Annotated in this window: 15 protein-coding genes; 1 reads left to right on the plus strand and 14 read right to left on the minus strand. The window is 54.1% G+C overall.

Features of this window, described 5'->3' with window-relative positions:
- Nucleotides 1-239: 239 nt before the first annotated feature.
- The 10 genes from BM299_RS07030 to BM299_RS07075 all read right to left on the minus strand — a co-directional run bounded on the left by BM299_RS07030 (nt 240) and on the right by BM299_RS07075 (nt 12,186).
- A complete protein-coding gene (locus tag BM299_RS07030) occupies nt 240-1,187 on the minus strand; it encodes a transketolase family protein (protein ID WP_092482761.1) in 948 nt (315 codons plus the stop codon).
- Nucleotides 1,188-1,447: 260 nt separating this feature from the next.
- Entirely contained in the window at nt 1,448-2,269 is an 822-nt protein-coding gene (locus BM299_RS07035; protein WP_092482762.1) for a transketolase, read from the minus strand.
- 219 nt (nt 2,270-2,488) lie between these two features.
- Complete coding sequence (locus tag BM299_RS07040; protein ID WP_092482763.1) at nt 2,489-3,346, minus strand: YitT family protein; 858 nt, start codon at nt 3,344-3,346, stop codon at nt 2,489-2,491.
- Between the two features lie 262 nt (nt 3,347-3,608).
- Nucleotides 3,609-4,716, minus strand: a protein-coding gene (gene prfB / locus BM299_RS07045) for a peptide chain release factor 2 (protein WP_114340120.1) whose coding sequence is annotated in 2 segments (ribosomal slippage) — nt 3,609-4,646 and nt 4,648-4,716 — 1,107 coding nt in all. Because the reading frame shifts where the segments join, the coding sequence is not laid out codon by codon here.
- A 67-nt stretch (nt 4,717-4,783) separates the two neighbouring features.
- Nucleotides 4,784-7,408, minus strand: coding sequence for a preprotein translocase subunit SecA (secA, locus tag BM299_RS07050; protein WP_092482764.1), 2,625 nt, complete (start codon nt 7,406-7,408; stop codon nt 4,784-4,786).
- A gap of 316 nt (nt 7,409-7,724) precedes the next feature.
- Complete coding sequence (gene hpf, locus BM299_RS07055) at nt 7,725-8,249, minus strand: ribosome hibernation-promoting factor, HPF/YfiA family (RefSeq protein WP_092482765.1); 525 nt, start codon at nt 8,247-8,249, stop codon at nt 7,725-7,727.
- Nucleotides 8,250-8,501: 252 nt separating this feature from the next.
- Nucleotides 8,502-8,699: a cold shock domain-containing protein gene (locus BM299_RS07060; RefSeq protein ID WP_092482766.1), complete on the minus strand. Its 198-nt coding sequence runs from the start codon at nt 8,697-8,699 to the stop codon at nt 8,502-8,504.
- Nucleotides 8,700-9,030: 331 nt separating this feature from the next.
- Nucleotides 9,031-9,885, minus strand: coding sequence for a ComF family protein (locus tag BM299_RS07065; protein ID WP_092482767.1), 855 nt, complete (start codon nt 9,883-9,885; stop codon nt 9,031-9,033).
- A 99-nt stretch (nt 9,886-9,984) separates the two neighbouring features.
- On the minus strand, nt 9,985-11,619 hold the full coding sequence (locus BM299_RS07070) for a sensor domain-containing diguanylate cyclase (RefSeq protein WP_092482768.1): 1,635 nt from the start codon (nt 11,617-11,619) through the stop codon (nt 9,985-9,987).
- Nucleotides 11,620-11,754: 135 nt separating this feature from the next.
- The gene (locus BM299_RS07075; RefSeq protein ID WP_092482769.1) at nt 11,755-12,186 is read right to left on the minus strand and encodes a glycosyltransferase family protein; all 432 of its coding nucleotides are present in this window, start codon (nt 12,184-12,186) and stop codon (nt 11,755-11,757) included.
- Between the two features lie 250 nt (nt 12,187-12,436).
- Here BM299_RS07075 and BM299_RS07080 point away from each other — a divergent pair, with 250 nt between their 5' ends.
- Nucleotides 12,437-12,664, plus strand: a complete 228-nt coding sequence (locus BM299_RS07080; RefSeq protein ID WP_092482770.1) for a hypothetical protein — start codon at nt 12,437-12,439, stop codon at nt 12,662-12,664.
- 112 nt (nt 12,665-12,776) lie between these two features.
- Here BM299_RS07080 and metK read toward each other — a convergent pair whose 3' ends face one another.
- The 4 genes from metK to BM299_RS07100 all read right to left on the minus strand — a co-directional run bounded on the left by metK (nt 12,777) and on the right by BM299_RS07100 (nt 19,510).
- The gene (metK, locus tag BM299_RS07085) at nt 12,777-13,961 is read right to left on the minus strand and encodes a methionine adenosyltransferase (RefSeq protein WP_092482771.1); all 1,185 of its coding nucleotides are present in this window, start codon (nt 13,959-13,961) and stop codon (nt 12,777-12,779) included.
- Between the two features lie 293 nt (nt 13,962-14,254).
- Entirely contained in the window at nt 14,255-14,488 is a 234-nt protein-coding gene (locus tag BM299_RS07090; protein WP_092482772.1) for a YlmC/YmxH family sporulation protein, read from the minus strand.
- Between the two features lie 271 nt (nt 14,489-14,759).
- Complete coding sequence (locus BM299_RS07095; RefSeq protein ID WP_207545143.1) at nt 14,760-16,142, minus strand: phosphomannomutase/phosphoglucomutase; 1,383 nt, start codon at nt 16,140-16,142, stop codon at nt 14,760-14,762.
- A 92-nt stretch (nt 16,143-16,234) separates the two neighbouring features.
- Nucleotides 16,235-19,510, minus strand: coding sequence for a DEAD/DEAH box helicase (locus BM299_RS07100; protein WP_092482773.1), 3,276 nt, complete (start codon nt 19,508-19,510; stop codon nt 16,235-16,237).
- Nucleotides 19,511-19,566: the final 56 nt, after the last annotated feature.

The raw sequence follows: 19,566 nt of genomic DNA on the forward strand, positions 1-19,566 counted from the left end.
TCGATAATTGCTGGTCCTTTTATTCGACAGCACCGGCGGCAATTCCTTTTCCATTAAAGACTTTTCGACAGCAAAAAAAGGAAGTCCTTTCAAGAAAAAGAAAAAAGGCCGAGCTTTATACTCGACAAAAAGGGGACTGGCTCTTTTTTCGCTTCTTGAAAAAAGTGCCTGTCCCCTTTTTGCCGGCAACCCTTCACCCGGGCTGTTCCACCGCTGGCCGCCGCAAATCCGTTATTATTTTACCGCTGCTTGCGCTGCAGCACCTCCCTCACCGCCTGCGCCAGGGCGGCGGGGGTGAGACCGTATTTCTCCAGCAGTTCTCCTGGCTTGCCTGATTCGCCGAAGGTGTCGCGCACGCCCACCCGGCGCAGGGGAACGGGACAGTTTTCACCCAGCGCCTCGGCCACGGCACCCCCCAGGCCGCCCAGAATGCTGTGTTCTTCGGCGGTAACCACCGCCCCCGTGGCCCGGGCCGCTTCCACCACGGCATCTACGTCCAGGGGTTTGATGGTATGCATATCCAGCACCCGCACGGCAAGGCCTTCACCGGCCAGCAGCTCCGCCGCTTCCAGGGCCGCGCTGACCATGATGCCGCAGGCGATGATGGCGGCGTCGCTGCCGTCCCGCAGCGTGATCGCCCTACCGGGCACGAAATTGAAATTGTCTTTGTCATGCAGTACGGGCACCCCGGAGCGCCCCAGTCTTATGTAAACCGGCCCGTCGATTTCTGCCGCCGCCAGCACCGCCGCCCTGGTTTCCACAGCGTCGGCGGGCACAAAAACAGTCATGTTGGGCAAACAGCGCATCAGGGCGATGTCCTCCACCGCCTGGTGGGAAGCGCCGTCCTCACCCACCGTGATCCCCGCGTGGCTGGCGCCGATTTTAACATTCAATCGCGGGTAGGCAATACTGTTCCTGATCTGGTCGTAAACCCGGCCGGTGGCGAACACCGCAAATGAACTGGCAAAGGGAATTTTGCCCGCCGCGGCGAGGCCCGCCGCCGTACCCATCATATTTTGCTCGGCAATGCCGATATTGAAAAAACGCTCCGGGTAATTCTTGCCGAAATCGTAAGTTTTGGTGGACTTGGACAGGTCTGCGTCCAGCACCACCACATCCGGGTTCTGCCGCCCCAGTTCCACCAGCGCCTTCCCGTACGCCTCCCGGGTGGCTATCTTTTCACTCATCACCAAAACCTCCTATGGGGTCAGACTTAAACTTAATTAAACTAACTGCGATATTAGTATATTATAATACCTCGATGTTACTCATTACCGCAACTTTATACCATAAGCAACGATTTTCCAAACTCACCTTTGCAGAATCATTCAACAAACTCCCCAACCCGGAAACGCCGCTGCCCGCAATTTCAGCACCGGTTTCGCTGCTCCGGTCCCGCCAATACCTGCTCCACCCGGGTAGTTAGGAAGGGTCTGACCCTCCCTGACTACAGTTCCGCCAGTGCCTGCTCCACCTGTTCGGGCTTGGGCGCCGAACCGTGCCAGCCCACCTCATTTTCCATGAAAGAAACGCCCTTGCCCTTCACGGTATTGGCGATAACAATCGAAGGCTTGCCCCGAACCTCCCCCGCCCGGGTAACAGCGCCCAAAACCTGCTCCATATCATGCCCGTCGATTTCCTGCACATCCCAGCCAAAGGCCCGCCACTTTTCAGCCACGGGCTCGGGCGACATGACCTCGCCGACGGGGCCGTCGATCTGCAGCCCGTTATGGTCCAGGATGGCGGTCAGATTATCCAGCTTGTAATGGGCTGCGGCCATAGCGGCCTCCCAAATTTGCCCCTCCTGGATTTCCCCGTCGCCCAGCAGCGCAAACACCCGGTAGTCCCGCCCGTCCAGCTTGCCGGCCAGGGCCATGCCGCCGGCCGCCGAAAGCCCCTGCCCCAGCGACCCGGTGGACATCTCCACCCCGGGCACCTTGCGCATGTCCGGATGCCCCTGGAGCGGGCTGCCCAGCTTGCGCAGCGTCTGCAGTTGTTCCACCGGGAAGTAGCCCCGCTCGGCCAGGGCGGCGTACAGCACCGGCGCGGCGTGCCCCTTGGAAAGCACAAAGCGGTCCCGCTCCGGCCAGTCCGGCCTTTGCGGGTCGATACGCATTACGTCAAAATACAGGGCCGTCACGATATCCGCCGCCGACAACGACCCGCCCGGATGCCCGGAACCGGCCGCTCCCACCATGGAAACAATATGCCGCCTGATCTGTCGAGCCTTGTCTTGCAGGCTTTTTATTTTTTCGGCTGTTCCAGTCATTTCGCAAAACCTCCTGTAAAATTCTTCATCGGCCTGTTCTCACTGTAAAATCTTTTTTTACACTTTCATAACCATAACGCTGCACCGGAACTGCATAAAAAAACAAAGCACGACCTCCGTTCTTGACAGTGCCTTGCCGGGGCGGCACGGTACCGCCGGGCACAGTTCTCGGAGAACGCCAACTTTCAACACCATATCTTTCAACACCCGGCACCGTTATCAGATGCCCTTGCCCTTGCCGTATTCCTTGAACCCCTCCCCGAGTACCTCCCGCACATCGGCCAGGACAATAAATGCCCGGGGGTCTATGTCATACACCATCTCCTTGAGCCGGCTTACTTCCGAACGGTTCACCACGGTCAAAATCACTTCCCGGTCGGCGCCGGTATACAAACCCCTTCCTTTAAGCGCGGTGGCACCCCGGCCAAGTTCTTTGAGCACCTTCTCGGCGATGGCCTCGGTACGGTTGGAAATAATAAAAAAGGCCTTGGCGTAACTGATACCTTCCTGTACCATATCAATCACCCAGGCAGTGACGAATATGGTGATCAAAGCGTACAGGGCCAGTTCCCAGGACTGGAAAACAAATCCCGCCGCCAGCACCACCGAAGCGTCCACCAGGAACAGCAACTGGCCGATATTCACGCCCGTGTAGGTACGCAAAACGGCCGCGGCCAGGTCGGTCCCCCCGGTGGTGCCGCGAAAGCGGAAAACCAGCCCCAACCCCAGCCCCACCAGCACGCCCCCGAACAGGCTGGCCAGCAGCGGGTCGCCGGTAGGCACCGGCACAAAAGGTTCGAAAAAATCCACTGCCGCGGAAAGGCTGATGGTGCCGTAAAGGGAGCGAAACCCGAAGGTCAGCCCCAGCCGGTAAATGCCCATGGCAAACAGCGGCACATTCAGCACCAGCATGGTCAGGCCCACCGGAGACCCGATCACGTAATGCAATATGGTGGCGATACCGCTGACGCCCCCGGCGGCTATCTTGTTGGGAATAAGAAACAGGTCCAGGCCCAGGGCGGTAAGCACCACTCCGGCGGTCACCCAGAAAAATTCCGTCAGTTGCTTCCAGGACATCATATCTCCCCGCAGTCGCCGCAATATTGCTAATAGCTTTTCCAGGCTTTTATATCATATTCCGATCGGTGCGGTTTCGCCTTCAAGCTGATATGTTTTACTGTTTTTATCGGCTTGACAAACCCTTATATTCTTGCTTGTATTGGCAATTCCTTCTTATTTGTCGAAAAAAGTGTCCTTGGTTTGTCACCGGGATAAAACGTTAAAAACCGCGCTGACCGGCAACGGCACGCGGTTTTTTTTATTCCTGAATTTTAGAGATCTACATACCCCTCCTGGCCTGCTCCTGCAGGTAGGCCGTGATGAATTCGTCAATATCACCGTCCATCACGGCGTCAACGTTGCCCACCTCCACTCCGGTGCGATGGTCTTTCACCAGCGAGTAAGGGTGGAACACGTAAGAACGAATCTGGCTCCCCCAGGCGATTTCCTTGTTTTCCCCCCGCATTTCCGCCATTTCGGCCTCTTTTTTCTGCATTTCCAGGTCAATCAACTTGGCTTTGAGCAGTTTCATGGCAGTGTTGCGGTTGGAAAGCTGGGACCGCTCGTTCTGGCACTGCACCACGATGCCGGTGGGCAGGTGGGTGATGCGCACCGCCGAGTCCGTCTTGTTAACGTGTTGTCCCCCGGCGCCCCCGGAGCGATAGGTATCTATTTTAAGGTCCTCGGGGTTGATTTGCACCTCGATGTCGTCCTGCACCTCGGGCAGCACGTCCACCGAAGCAAAGGAAGTATGGCGGCGCCCTGCAGCGTCGAAGGGGGAGATGCGCACCAGGCGGTGTACCCCTTTCTCGGATTTAAGATAACCATAGGCGTTTCGGCCCGCCACCGAAAAAGTAACGCTTTTCACGCCGGCCTCATCACCTGGCAGCATATCCAGGATATTTACCTTGAAACGACGGTCTTCCGCCCAACGGGTGTACATGCGCAGCAGCATTTCCACCCAGTCCTGGGCCTCGGTGCCTCCCGCGCCGGCGTGCATGGAAACTATGGCGTTGCTGCCGTCATACGGCCCGCCGAGCATGACCTGCAGTTCCATGTCGGCCACCCGCCTGCGCAGGTCGGCCAGGGCGTCCCGGGCTTCTTGCGCCAGCGCGTCGTCCGCTTCCTCTTCACCCAGGTCAATGAGTACTTCCAGGTCCTCCAAAGCCCCGTTGAGGTCGCCGAAGGCCCCGATGCGTTCTTTCAAATTGGTAAGGGTTTGCGTCACTTCCTGGGCGCGGGACTGGTCGTTCCAAAATCCCTCCCGGGTCATTTCCTGTTCCAGTTCGGCTATTTTCTGCTCTTTGCCGGCGATGTCAAAGAGAAACCCTCAAATCCGCAATTTTTTTCTGCAGAGGCTCCAACTCCCTGCGCAATTCGCTGAACAAAAAAACTCCTCCTTTAATCTTGCCGCCCACCTTTGGTACCGGGGCTACCAGGGCCAAGCCTTTAAGCTTACCCCGCACGGCCGCAGCATTTCTTGTACTTTTTGCCGCTGCCGCAGGGGCAGGGGTCGTTGCGGCCCACCTTGTTTTCCCGGCGCACGGGCTGCTGCGGGCCTTCTTCCTGGTACTTGTTCTCCACTGTCCGGCGCTGCTGCGGCGCCTGTACCACATTCACCCGGAACACGTAGCGCACCACGTCGTCTTGAATGGCGTCCACCATGTTCTGGAACATCTGGTAGCTTTCAAATTTATATTCAATGAGCGGGTCCTTTTGCCCGTAGGCGCGCAGGCCGATGCCCTCCCGCAGCTGGTCCATGGCGTCCAGGTGGTCCATCCATTTTTCGTCCACCATGCGCAACAGCACCATCCGCTCAACTTCCCGCAGCATTTCGGCGCCCAGTTCGGCTTCCCGGGCTTCATAAGCCTGCACCGCCTTTTCCGTCAGGAACGATTTCAGCGCGTCGCGGCCCATGTCCTCCAGGTCCCCGGGCTGCAGCCCGTGCCCGGGCAGGTACAGCTGATCGGCGTAGGCCAGCAGGCCTTCCAAATCCCATTCCTCGGGAATGACGCCTTCGGGCGCGTAAATGTCCACCGACCGGCCCACCGATTCGGTGATCATCTGCAGCACCACGTCCTTGAGGTTTTCCTCCAGGAGCACCTGCATGCGCTGCCGGTAAATGAGCTCCCGCTGCTGGTTCATCACGTCGTCGTATTCCAGCACGTGCTTGCGGATGCTGAAGTTGCGGTTCTCCACCCGTTTCTGGGCGCTTTCAATGGACCGGGTGATCAGATTGTGCTCAATGGGCACATCCTCTTCCAATCCCAGTTTATCCATAATGCCGGCAATATTATCCGACCCGAACAGCCGCATCAAATCGTCTTCCAGGGAACTGAAAAACTGGCTGGAACCGGGGTCCCCCTGGCGGCCGGAACGGCCCCGCAGCTGGTTGTCGATGCGGCGGCTCTCATGCCGCTCGGTGCCGACGATGTGCAGCCCGCCCAGTTCCACCACCCGGCGGTGTTCTTCCTCACACTGCCGCCGGTACTTGCCCAGGGTTTGCTTATACAACTCCGCACCGGCGGGGTCTCCGGGATCGTAATCCTTGCGGCTGCGCAGCTCGGCCTGGGCCAGAAACTCGGGGTTGCCGCCCAGCACAATGTCGGTACCGCGGCCCGCCATGTTGGTGGCGATGGTCACGGCACCCAACCGGCCGGCCTGAGCCACAATCTCGGCCTCTTTGTCGTGGTACTTGGCGTTGAGCACCTGGTGAGGCACGCCTTTTTTGCGCAGCATGTCGCTGAGGATTTCCGATTTTTCAATGGAAATGGTGCCCACCAGCACAGGCTGCCCCGTAGCATGCCGCGCGGCGATTTCCTCCACCACCGCCCGGAACTTGGCCGCCTCGGTTTTATAAACCACGTCGGGCAGGTCCCGGCGGATCATGGGCTTGTTGGTGGGAATGACCACCACGTCCAGGTTGTAAATCTTGCGGAATTCTTCCTCCTCGGTTTCGGCGGTGCCCGTCATCCCGGCCAGCTTGTCGTACATGCGGAAGTAGTTCTGGAAGGTGATGGTGGCCAGGGTCTGGGATTCCCGCTCCACGCGCACGCCCTCCTTGGCCTCGATGGCCTGGTGCAGGCCGTCGCTGTAACGGCGCCCGAACATCAGGCGGCCGGTGAACTCGTCAACGATGATCACCTCGCCGTCCTTGACCACGTAATCACGGTCCCGCTTCATCAGGGCGTGGGCTTTCAAGGCCTGGTTCAGGTGGTGGGTGAGCTCCATGTTAACATCGTCGTACAGGTTTTCCACGCCCAGCATCTGCTCCACCCGGGCCACGCCCTCCTCGGTGAGCACTACGGTGTGCGCCTTTTCGTCCACGGTATAATCCTCGTCCCGCTTCAGCCGCGGCACCAAGCGGGCAAAGGTATAGTAATGATCGGTAGCCTTGTCGGCCTGGCCGGATATGATCAGGGGCGTACGGGCCTCGTCGATGAGGATGCTGTCCACCTCGTCCACGATGGCGTAATGCAGTTCCCGCTGCACCAATTGCTCGGGCCGCAGGGCCATGTTGTCCCGCAGGTAGTCGAACCCGAACTCATTGTTGGTACCGTAAGTGACGTCGCAGTTATAGGAATGCTTGCGCTCATCCCAGGAAAGACCGTGCACGATCAGGCCCACGGACAGGCCCAGGAACTTGTAGATGCGTCCCATCCACTCGCTGTCCCGGCGGGCCAGGTAATCGTTCACCGTCACCACATGCACGCCCTTGCCGGTCAAGGCGTTCAGGTATACCGGCAGGGTGGCCACCAGGGTTTTACCTTCACCGGTGCGCATCTCGGCTATGCGGCCCTGGTGCAGGACCATGCCGCCCATGAGTTGCACGTCAAAATGACGCATGCCCAGCACCCGGCGGGAGGTTTCCCGCGCCACCGCAAAGGCCTCGGGCAGAATGTCGTCCAAGCCGGCGCCCTGCGCCAGCCGGTCCTTGAATTCCGGGGTCTTGGCCTGCAGTTCGGCATCCGAAAGGGCACTGATCCGGGGTTCCAGTTCATTGATCCGGTCCACTGTTTTTTGCAGTTTTTTAATTTCTTTTGCGTTATCATCTAACCAGTTGCGAATAAATTTCAACATGGTTAATCAACCTTTCTAATAATAAAAGCAAGGGAACCCTGGCGGTTCCCGATTGTTCATGCGCTATAACACTACTATTCTAGCACTTTAGCCAAAACCCTGCAACTGTTCGAGTTTTTGAAAAAGGGGACAGGCTACTTTTCCTGGAAAATAAAGGGTGGCGGGCTGTTTGCTTAAAAAGAGAAAACATAGTGGCAGGCAGCTTTTTCAAAATACAAAGAAGAGCCGGTCCAAGACTGGCACTTTTTTTAAAAAGCAAAAAAAGGGGGGACAGGCAATTTTTTCAAAATGCGAAAAAGCCTGTCCCCTTTTTTTTCTAAAATTCCGGTTCAATCAGGCCGTAATTGCCGTCCTTGCGCTTGTAAACCACGTTAACCTGCTCGGTCTCGGCATTGGAGAAAACAAAAAAACTGTGCCCCAGCAGATTCATCTGCATTACCGCTTCGTCCACGGGCATGGGCTTGATGGCAAACCGCTTGGTCTTTACCACCTTCGGCCCATCGCCCTCATTTTGCGCCCGTACATCAACAGCGCCCTTTTGTCCATTGGGGGAGCGACGGCGGGCCAGCTTACCCTTGTATTTTTCAATTTGCTTTTCCAGCTTGTCTGTAATCAAATCGATTGAGGAATACATATCAGCGGTGGCTTCCTCGCCGCGCAGAATAATGCCGTTGTAAGGAACTGTAACCTCCACCTTGTGCGAATCGCCTTCCACCGTCATAATTACCGTAGCTTCATTTACGTCATCCAGAAACTTGCTTAATTTACCCACCCGTTTTTCCACGTACTCTTTTAGCGCGTTTGTTACTTCAACATTTCTTCCCCTTACCAGAACATTCATAACTCCCAACTCCTTTCGAGCGAGTAGTAGTTATATTATTCCCTAAAAACTAAATAAATCCTGCCAAATTTCTTAACATTATTTTAACAAATAATAAAGGAAAAAGAGACTGGCTCAGGTAAAAAAGGGGACAGGCACTTTTTTAAAAAAGCGAAAAAAGAGCCAGTCCCTTTTTTACCAGTCCCCTTTTTCCTTTTTGCGTATACTTAACAATAATAAAACCCCGGCCTTTTGGCCAGGGCCTAGTTTTTTTTATAATTTGACAACGTTTGCTGCCTGTGGGCCACGGGCGCCTTCCACTATATCAAATTCCACTTCCTGGCCTTCCAACAAAGTTTTAAAGCCTTCCTCTTGAATAGCGGAAAAGTGGACAAATACGTCGTCTCCATCCTCCCTTTCAATAAAGCCATAACCCTTGTCCTTGTTAAACCACTTGACCTTACCTAACACTAAAACATTCCTCCTAAAAAATAATCCCGTGGTCTCGCAACACACGTGCAATAATACTATCATACTGCCCCGGCACTGTCAAGTCCTGCCATTCGATCGTTTAACCGCACATTACAACGGAGCATGCGATTTGCCATCCCTTGAGGATTCTTTCACCGCCGCCCCGACCGTGTCGAATAATTTCCTGTTAAACCCTGCTTTTAATCCCCAAACCTGTGGATAATGTGTATAACTCTGTTAATAACCTTAATTGTAAGGGGTTTGGGTTGTGGGTATTTTAAAATTTAAGTTGATTCTTGTCGCTAAAACAGAAAAACGCCTGAAATTTCTGTCACCATTTTTCGGTTTTACGGGCACCGGCCAAAGTTAACACCATCACCCCGGCCGCCCCGGACTGTCGCAATATCTGGGATATTATGGAAACAGTACTGCCCGTGGTGAAAACGTCGTCAATTATAGCAATTATTTTGCCCACTACAGCCCCGGGTTCGGCAACGGCAAACGCATGCAACAAATTCTGCAGCCTTTCCCGGCGGTGCAGGCCGGTCTGGGCAGGCGTTTCCCTTATCTTGACAACTGCCCCTTCCACTACAGGCGCTTGCAACAATGCCCCCACCTCCCGGGCCAAAAGCAAAGCCTGGTTGAAACCCCGCTGCTGTTCCCGGCGGGGGGACAGCGGAACGGGCACCAGCGCCTGGGTACGCTCAAAAGCAGGCTCGCGCAGGGCGGCCTCAACCATCAGCAACCCCAGGGGGCGGGCCAGCCCCGTCCTGCCGTGGTATTTCAGGCGATGCACCGCATCCCGCAGCGGCCCTTCATAAGGCGCCACCGACCGGGCCAGGTCAAAAGGCCGGGATCCGGCCAGGCAATCCTGACAAAGCATGGCACTTTGCGGGCGGTGTTGTTTTGGCCCCATAAAACTACCGCAAACCGGGCAAAACTTCTCTGCCGCGTATCCCGCCAGCAATTCCCGGCAGGCATGGCAAATGGATTCGTCCGGGCTGTGCCCGGCGCACAGGGGACACTGCCGCCGGGGCGGATATACCAGTTCCAGGGCTGCCTGCAACAGATTCTTCCACCACATGGTTCCACCTTCTTTACCTTGTCCGGCACAGGCACCTGCGTTGGCGCCACCCCCGGTGCCGGGCGTAGCACTGTTGATTTTAGTAATGTAACTATTCAGCAAGCCCGCTGTGGTATTGCTAAAGCACTCACTCCAGTGCTTTGCGCGTGATGCGCACCACGCCTTGCTTCGGATTGGTAAATTGTTACACAGTTATTATAGTTAATTTAAGTCTGACCCCGCTGCTTTGATTAACGCTTCCAAATCCGCCGCCTGCTCAGGATAGGTGGCGGTTCCCGTCCTTAGTCGCACCGGGATACGGCGGTCTTCCACTTCGAATAAATACTCCCGCACGGCCAGCCGCAACCTCTCCACCACATGCACGGCCTCGGAAGGCCCCGTTCGGGGCATCAGCACGGCAAACTTGCCGCCCCCGTAGCGCGCCGCCAGATCGCAACTGCGCACCTCTTCCCGGATCACCCGGCCCACCCGCGCCAACACGGCGTCCCCGGCCAAATGCCCGTACCGGTCGTTAATCTGCCCGAAGTGTTCAATATCCAGCACCGCCAGGGACAAATCGTCACCGTAATGCCCGGCCCTCTCCAGCTCTTCCGCGGCCCGCCGGTAAAAATAGGGGAAACCGTACAGCCCGGTCAACCCGTCGGTGACGGCACACTGCTCAAGTTTCCGGTACAAACGCGCGTTGGCTATGGCCACCGCCGCCTGGCCGCCGAAAATAGTCAGGGTTTGCAAATGCTTGTCCTCGAAAAAACCCGGGCGCTTGTCCCCCAGCACGATCAGACCCAGCGTTTCTGTTTTCGCCTTAAGGGGCACCACCACCATGGAACGATGCACCTGGGTCAGACCGATATCGCCGGAACTGCGCACATCCTCCCTGGTATCGTATACCAACAAAGTATCGCCGTTCTCCACCGCCAGGCCCAGGAAACCCTCTCCCTTACGCACCTCCGATCCCCTGATCAGTTCCGCGTAAGGACCGGAAACAGCCCCCGCCAGGTAGCATTCTTTGTCATCGGACCACAGGTAAATAATGCCGGTGTGAAAGTTAATCACCCGCCTGGTTTCACGCAGCACCAGATCCAAAATTTCCTGCAGGTTGAGGCTGCCGCCCAACCGCCGGGCCACTTCGTACAACACCCGCAATTCGCGGTTGGCCAGTTCCAGGTGCACGTAATATCGCAGCACGAACTGCACCCCCAGCACCGGCATGAACAGCAGGGCCGTACCGTAAATACCTGTCTTGGCATGCAAAAGGCCCATTAATATACCGAATGGTACAGCCAATAAATAGGTCAGCACGTCCCAGCGCAGGGCGTCGCGCCAGGCAAACAAAGGATACCCGTTGCGCGCGGGCAGCGTGTAAAAATAAACCATAATTTGGTTAATAAAAAAGTAGGCTAATATGAAAAGCGCCAGGGGAAGGACGTTGACCCGGTCAAGGCCGCGATCCGCCGCGCCGCCGGCCGTCACATAAACGAAATTGGCCCCCAGCACGGCCAGTACGTACTGGGCGGAATTAAACAAGGTTGTGCGCAAAGGATTGCCCCGGTTGGCCACCCCCTGGCCCAGGGCGGTGGCCAGACCGTTTATCCAGGCCGTGGCCACGGGGCCGTAAATCAGGAAAGAAGCCAGGATAACGGCAAATCCCCCGGACAGCTGACCCTGCGGCATAACCACGGCCAACCACTCGGCCAGCACACCGAGGGTGACCAAAATCAAAAACTCCCGCCCGAGATCCAGGTTCAGGAAGGGGAAAATATGGGCCAGCAACCAGAACCCCAGTCCGATAACCAGCCAGTTATATAAAATATGGTGCAGCCTCCTTGTCTTGCGCAAACCTGGTTCACCTCTGGCACGAAATATACCTGCACCAAGATATATTTCGACAAAAGGGGAGATATCCCTCTGGTGCCGGGTGTTGAATTGTTGCCATTCGCCACCTTCACCTTGAATGCCGGTGTTGAATTGATTTTAAAACACCCGCAGCAGGTCCGGGCCGGAAACCCCACGCAGGTCCAGATACCGGTCAGTGGCCTGCCCATCCCCCGGAACGGTGCAGCCATCGTCCATCCGATAAAACCCCATGTTGAAACGCCGGGCCAGCCGCTCCAGGATCAAGGCGGTTTCATCCCCGGAACCGCCGTCCACCAGCACGACCCGTTGCGCCGGTTGGCGGCTCCGCAACGCCGCCAACCGGCGCACAAGCCCTTCTACATAATCCGCCTGGTCCTGCACCAACACCACCAGACGCTGCGGCAAGCCTTCCCCGGACCCGGCCCCACCGCAAGCGACCGCCACCGCTCCGGCCACCCGGCGTTCCGCCCGGACCAGCCGCCACGTCCGGCACAGCATCACCGCCAGCCACCCCAGAAACATTGCAGCCAGCGCATATACCACCACCATAAACCACGCTCCCATTGCTTTTACCACACAATATGCGCGGTAACGCCGAGCCGTTCAGGGGGTCAGGCCCTTCCTAACTGTAATAACAAGATCTCCGGTTATCCGTTCTTTCCGGTGGTATAACGTGTCATTAAATATTAAATGTATTGCTCGTCGTCCAAGATGGTATAATTAGGGAAATGAGGACTTATCCTAAATTACACCTGCTAAAAAATATTTACTTAATAATAATACGGAAAGGGCGAGCATCTTGCGCAAAGTCAGTTATGACAGCTGCATGGATAAATTACGCCAAAAATCCCTGGCTGTTTACACCCGGGCGACCAGTTTAAACTATACGCCTTCCCGTTCACGGAGGCCCCGCGACCCGGAAGAGGATTACATCCTCTTTTTACTGGACCGGCGACGCCGGCAGCATGCCTTGACCAGTGGCCGCATAGAAAAACTTGGCCCCCGGAGGTACCGCTGGAATGAATGAACTTATGACACTTCATTATAGATGATTTGGACCCCAAATATCTTAAAGAGTAAAAAGGGGACAGGCTGCTTTTCATGGCAATTATTACCACAAAAAGCAGCCTGTCCCCTTTTTAAAACGCCTTTTTTAACGCCTCGACTTTGTCGGTGCTTTCCCAGGGCAGGGCGATGTCCCGGCGGCCGAAATGGCCGTATGCGGCGGTATTCTTGTAAATGGGCTGGCGCAGGTTCAATTCCTTGATAATGGCGGCCGGGCGCAGGTCAAACACTTCCCTTACCACCTGCACCAGCTTTTCCTCGTCCACCTTGCCCGTGCCGAAGGTTTCCACCATCACCGAAACCGGGCGGGCCACCCCGATGGCGTAGGCCACCTGCACCTCGCACTTGTCCGCCAAACCGGCGGCCACGATGTTTTTAGCCACGTAGCGCATGGCGTAACTGGCCGAGCGGTCCACCTTGGTGGGGTCCTTGCCGGAAAAGGCGCCGCCGCCGTGCCGGGCCATACCGCCGTATGTATCCACGATAATCTTGCGCCCGGTCAGCCCGGCGTCCCCCTGGGGCCCGCCCACCACAAACCGGCCGGTGGGGTTGATCAGGTAGCGGGTGGTAGAATCAATCATCTCCTTGGGCACCACCGGTTTGACAACCCTCTCAATCACTTCCTCCCGGATCACGTCCAGCCCCACCCGCGGAGCGTGTTGGGTGGATACAATGATGGTGTCCAGGCGCACCGGCCTGCCGTTCTCGTATTCCACCGTCACCTGCACCTTGCCGTCGGGCCGCAGAAAGGGCAGTTCCTGGGTCTTGCGCACCTTGGCCAGCCGCCGGGCCATGCGGTGCGCCAGCGAAATGGGCAGGGGCATCAGTTCCGGGGTCTCGTTGGTGGCGTAACCGAACATCATCCCCTGGTCCCCGGCGCCGATGGCCTCAATACTTTCATCATTTTCCTCGCCGGAGCGAGCCTCCAGGGCCTTGTCCACCCCCATGGCGATATCGGGGGACTGCTCGTCTATAGATGTGAGCACCGCGCATGTATCACAGTCGAACCCGTACTTGGCCCGGGTATAACCGATCTCTCGAACGGTTTCCCGTACCACCCGGGGTATGTCCACGTAACACTTGGTGGTAATCTCGCCCCCCACCAGCACCAACCCGGTGGTGACAAAGGTTTCGCAGGCCACCCGGGCGTTAGGATCCTGGCCGATAATCTCATCCAAAATAGCGTCGGAAATCTGGTCGGCCACCTTGTCCGGGTGCCCTTCGGTCACTGATTCAGAAGTAAATAAGCGTCTCGCCAATCAAAAAAACCTCCTTTAGCGGCTGCGCCGCCTGTGTAAGTATATAAACCAATATATATCCCGGCTTATGCTATCGGCCTTCAAACCTACTATGCCTGTTGCATATCTAAAAACCATGTTTATTCTAGCAGGGGCGGAAAACCCTGTCAATAAATATCGAATGCCTGCCGATCGTCACGACTTCACAACCGCGCATTGTTTTTTAAAATAGTATCACATATCAAAATAAGAAATACCCACATGTTTTTTAAATAATGCACCTTACAAAAAAAGGAAAAGCCCGAATCAACTTGCTAATCCAACTCCACCAGCACAGCGTCAACGCCGATTTTTTTTATCTTTTCCCAGGGCACCACCACGTCCCCGCCCGCGCTCATTAATCGGAAAAACTTCCGCGGTCCCTCCAGCACCAGGGCCCGCACCTTACCCTCGGTCAGATCAACGTGCACGTCCTTAACCGGCCCCAGCTTGGCGCCGTCCTTCAGGTTGATGATATCCTTTTGAGTTAGTTCCGTAATTTTAAACATGGCGGCCACCTCCATGGATTATACTATGCCGCCCACCCCACCCGCGTTACAGCCCGGACAAAAAAAGCCCCGAAGCCGTTTTTCCGGTTTCGGGCAGATCCTTGGCCACTGACACTACCCTGGACAGGTAGTTTACCACAACGTTAAATTATTAATTTAGTTGAGAACAAGCCAATTAAAACCCACAAAATCAGGCCTATAGGTCATATATATCATATTAACTTGATATATAGTTAATATAGTTAGTTTAAACAAGTTAAAGTCTGACCCCTTAAAATTCCCACTCAAATTCGCCCACCTGGGGAAACTTCTGCAGGGCTTCTTTCATGATGGCGCAGATGCGCTCCAGACCCTCCGGGGTTTTGGCCTCGCAGCGGGCCACCAGCACGGGCTGGGTGTTGGAAGCCCGCACCAGGCCCCAGCCGTTGCCAAACAATACCCGGGCGCCGTCCACGTCAATGACATCGTACCGGGCCCGGAAATGCTCCACCAGTTCAGCCACAATGCGAAACTTATCCCGGTCGGTGCAAGGCACCCTGGTCTCCGCCGTGGAGTAATACTTGGGCACGCTTTGCAGCAGCTTGGACAGGGGTTCTTCCGTATTGGACAGAATACGCAGCAAGCGCCCGGTGGCGTAAAAGGCGTCGTCAAAGCCGTAGAATTCATCGGCAAAAAACATGTGGCCCGACATTTCGCCGGTGAACACGGCCCCCACTTCCTTCATCTTGGCCTTGATCAGAGAGTGACCGGTTTTATAGAAAAAGGGCTTGCCGCCCAACCGCTTCACTTCATCTTCCAGGGCCTGGGAGCATTTCACCTCAATAATGGCCGGCGTGCCCGGGTACCTGGCAAGGATCTCCCGCCAGTACAGGCACATCAACCCGTCACCCCAAATAACGTCCCCCTTTTCATCCACCACGCCGATGCGGTCGGCGTCGCCGTCGTAGGCCACTCCCAGGTCGGCCCCGCGTTCCCGGACAACGCGGCGCAGGTCGGCCAGGTTGGCGGTTTTCACCGGATCGGGCTGGTGGTTGGGGAAGGTGGGGTCAGATTCGCAGTAAAGCGGGTGGCAGTCCACGCCCCAATCCTGCAGAATTTGCGGGGCAAAGGGACCGGCGGTGCCGTTGCCGCAATCCACCACCACTTTCAGCTTGCGCGGCCCCAGTTGGATTTTTTCCCGCAGCATGGCCCGGTAAGGCGTAACCACGTCCCGCTGCTCCACCGCACCGCTGCCCGCAGCAAACTCCCCCTTTTCCATAAGCTCACGCAGGCGCTGAATTTCCTCACCATAGATGGTCCCCGCCCCCCGGGAAATTTTAAAACCGTTTTCATCGGGCGGGTTGTGGCTGCCGGTGATCATCACAGCCCCGTCAATATTAAAGTGCACCCGGGCGTAATAAACCATGGGGGTGACCACCTGCCCCACGTCAATAACCCGGCAGCCCACAGCGGTAAGCCCGCTCACCAAATTGTCCCGCAGCCGTTCCGAGCTGACCCGGTTGTCATGCCCCACAATCACTTCACTGCCGCCGTACTGCTGTACATACGTACCAAAGGCTCTTCCCAGCAGTTCCACCACTTCCGGCGTCAAGTCCCGGTCGGCCACCCCGCGAATGTCATACTGCCGAAATATATCCGGATTAAGCATCACCATATAAATCTCCCCCTTTTAACGCGACACCGGGGACGGTTCTCGACCGTCGCATTCGACCGTCCACCGTCGCACCAGTCGCTTGTCGCGCGAATTTACATTTCGGAACCGTCCCCGGTGTGAAACAACTCCCTGAGTTCTTGTTCGGTCAGTTTTGAGAACATCGTTTCTCCGGGTTGAATAACTGAATCGATCATAGCCTTCTTCTTTTGCTGCAGCTCATATATCTTTTCTTCAATCGTCCCTTTGCTAATCAATTTTACCACCTGGACCGAATTTTTCTGCCCTATGCGATGGGCCCGGTCCGTCGCCTGTTCTTCCACAGCCGGGTTCCACCACGGATCATAATGAATCACCATGTCCGCGCCGGTTAAATTCAAGCCGGTTCCCCCGGCCTTCAATGATATTAAAAAAACGTCACCCTCGCCCCGGTTAAATGACTGGACCATCCGCCCCCTTTCATCCGTTTTGGTGGAACCATCCAGGTAAAAATAACTTATTTGTTCATTATCCAATTGATTCCGTATAATTTCCAGCATACCGGTAAACTGGGAGAAAAGCAAAATCCTGTGGCCGCCTTTTACAGCATCTTGCATAATTTCCCTCAAATAGACCAGCTTGCCGCTGTCGCCTTTGTAATTTTCCAGAAAAGTGGCCGGGTGACAGCATATCTGGCGCAGCCGGGTCAATACAGACAAAATCTTGATTTGACTTTTCTCAAAACCCCTGGTGGTTATCGCTTCTTCAATTTCCCCCCTGGCTTTTTGCAAATAAGTAAGATAGACCTTTTTCTGTTCCTTTGTTAATTCAGTCAGCACCCTGCTTTCAATCTTCGGCGGCAGTTCTTGTAAAACATCCCTTTTCATCCTGCGTAAAATAAAAGGAGCTATCTGCTTTTGCAATTCCTGCAAAGCCTTTTCGTCCTGCTCTTTTACAACCGGCCGTTCATATTTCTTGACAAATTTTTGATGGGATAATAAATAACCGCGCATCACAAAGTCAAAAACAGACCACAACTCCGTCAAACTGTTTTCCAGGGGAGTGCCGGTCAAGGCGAAATAACCCCTGGCTTTGATTATTTTGACTGCTTTGGCGCCCAGCGAATTGGGATTTTTTATATGCTGCGCTTCATCCAGAAAACAATATCCGAAATTAAAATCTTCATACAACTCCACATCCCGCCGGATCAAAGCGTAAGAAGTAATAACCAAATCCGCTTTTTTCGCCTCTTTCAGCAGTTCCGCCCGTTCTTTCGGAGTGCCGGAAACTACCACAACCTTTAAATCAGGCGCAAATTTTTCAGCTTCATCCTGCCAGTTGTATACCACGGAAGTAGGCGCAACCACCAGTGCAGGCGCCGGCACCCTTTCCCTTTCGGACATAATAAATGCCAGGGTCTGAACAGTCTTTCCCAGCCCCATATCATCAGCCAAAATTCCGCCAAGGCCATACATGGCCAGTGTCTTCAACCATTTAAACCCTGTTTTCTGGTAATCACGCAATACACCTTTAAAATTCTTCGGAACCTCAAATTCCATATCCTGCGGTTCAGTGACATTCTGTACCAGTTGTTTGAAGGCCAGGTTTCTTTCCACACGTAAATTTGATTCTCTTAAACAACGATCAATATATAAAGCTCTGTATTTGGGTATTTGAATAACTTTTTTCTCCAATTCACGATCCGAAATATTTAACGAGTCAATCATATTCATAGCTTGATACAAATTTGCACCGGCAGAATCCAACAGCAAAAAAGATCCGTCTTTCAAACGGTAATATTTTTTCTTCTCCCGTAAGGATTGGAAAACTTCGCGTATTTCTGCGCTATCAATACCTTCCAATTCAAAGGAGAATTCCAGCATCCCGCTGTCCTCATTTAGCCGGACCCCGCCCGAAAAAGTCGCCGAATCCCTGACACGCATATTACGAAAACTGTCGGAATAGAAAACCTCGGCCAGTTCCTGGAGTTCAGGCAAAATATGATACACAAATTCACATATCGCTTCTTCTTGATTCAGATATAGATTTCCGCTTAAAGTGCGAAACTCTGCTTTCTCCAAAAGATTTAAAACAGCCCTTTCCTTTTGCACATCACGGACCAGTATTTTGTCCCCCGCCCGGAAGCCGGTTTTGGCGGCAAAGGGGTTGAACCGTATATCGCCATAAGCAAACTCAACTTTGGCCGTAACAGCATCCCCGTTTTTGTCCAAATAAATTTCCGCCTTTAAATCAGTTTCATGAAAACTGCTTTTAACTTCCGGCGCAATATCAACCCGCCCTATTTGCCGAACCACCGGCAATAATTCCGCCACAAAACGCTCCCTCTGCTGCTTGGAAAAGCGAATCCCATCGCTTGATTGGGTAAAGGCATTTACAAAGGGCAAAAAATAATCTTTTTGACGATCCGATATTTTGTAAATTTTTCCTTCATAGAAAAAATATTCTCCGGTTTTCACCAGGGGAACCAATCTTAATTTATTCCACCGCAACACCAGATCATCATTATGTTTACCCAACTTAAAATGCAGGGGCAAATCCCGTTCAATTTTCTCTATATTTTTGTATTCCTCACCGTCTATTTTTAAATTAAACTCTCCGGAGCGCAAAAAAGAAAGCACTCTCTTGGCAGCCGCCTGGGTTAGAAAAACATACTTGCCTCTAAACAGTCTTCCCTGGTTGTTTCGCCAAATGTAATACCCGGTATCCTCAAAAATACTGTTTTCCACTTCATACATTTCACGCAATAAGTTAATAACAGGCTTGTCCCCGGGACTAAAATCGTGAACAACGGGATCAAATGTAAAATTCTTGCCAAAAACCAATTTTTCCCCGCTTGCCAAGGTCTCAAAAAGCCTATCAATCTTTTTAACAACATACAGTCTCTCATCGCCCATGCGCAAAGAAAGGGCCGGTATAGCTTGCCGCACCCGATTGTGGATTTCGATAAACAGCTCAAAGGTTATTTCCAAATTAACGGGCTTCTTTTCCGGGCTGTTAACGCTATAATTAAAATATGCAAAAATACTGTCAGCCAGCGGGTTGTTCTGTTGATTATCCTTTTGAGCTTTTTTAGTTCCACCGCCAAAACTGCGCTGGCATGCTTTTAAAACCGCCACGATATGTTTACAGGCACCCTCGTACTCGTAAAATGCCGGGCAGTCACAAAACATTTCAATTATTTCTCCTCTGTTTGAAAAACAAACTTCCACTTCATATTGCAGGCTGCCTGAGACTGTGGCTAAAACGCATAACTCATCCCGGTAAAAGTCAAGATCAACCACCCGGCTTTCCAAATAATAATCCAATCCCCTTTGGTAAACTTGATTATTAGTCGCTGCTTTTCTAATTATTTCATCAGTTATGTAAAACATAATACACCCCGTACAAGCCGTTTAATTTCCTTATTACATTTTACAAGAACTGACGG

Source organism: Desulfoscipio geothermicus DSM 3669 (assembly GCF_900115975.1).
GTDB classification, from domain to species: Bacteria; Bacillota; Desulfotomaculia; order Desulfotomaculales; family Desulfallaceae; genus Desulfoscipio; species Desulfoscipio geothermicus.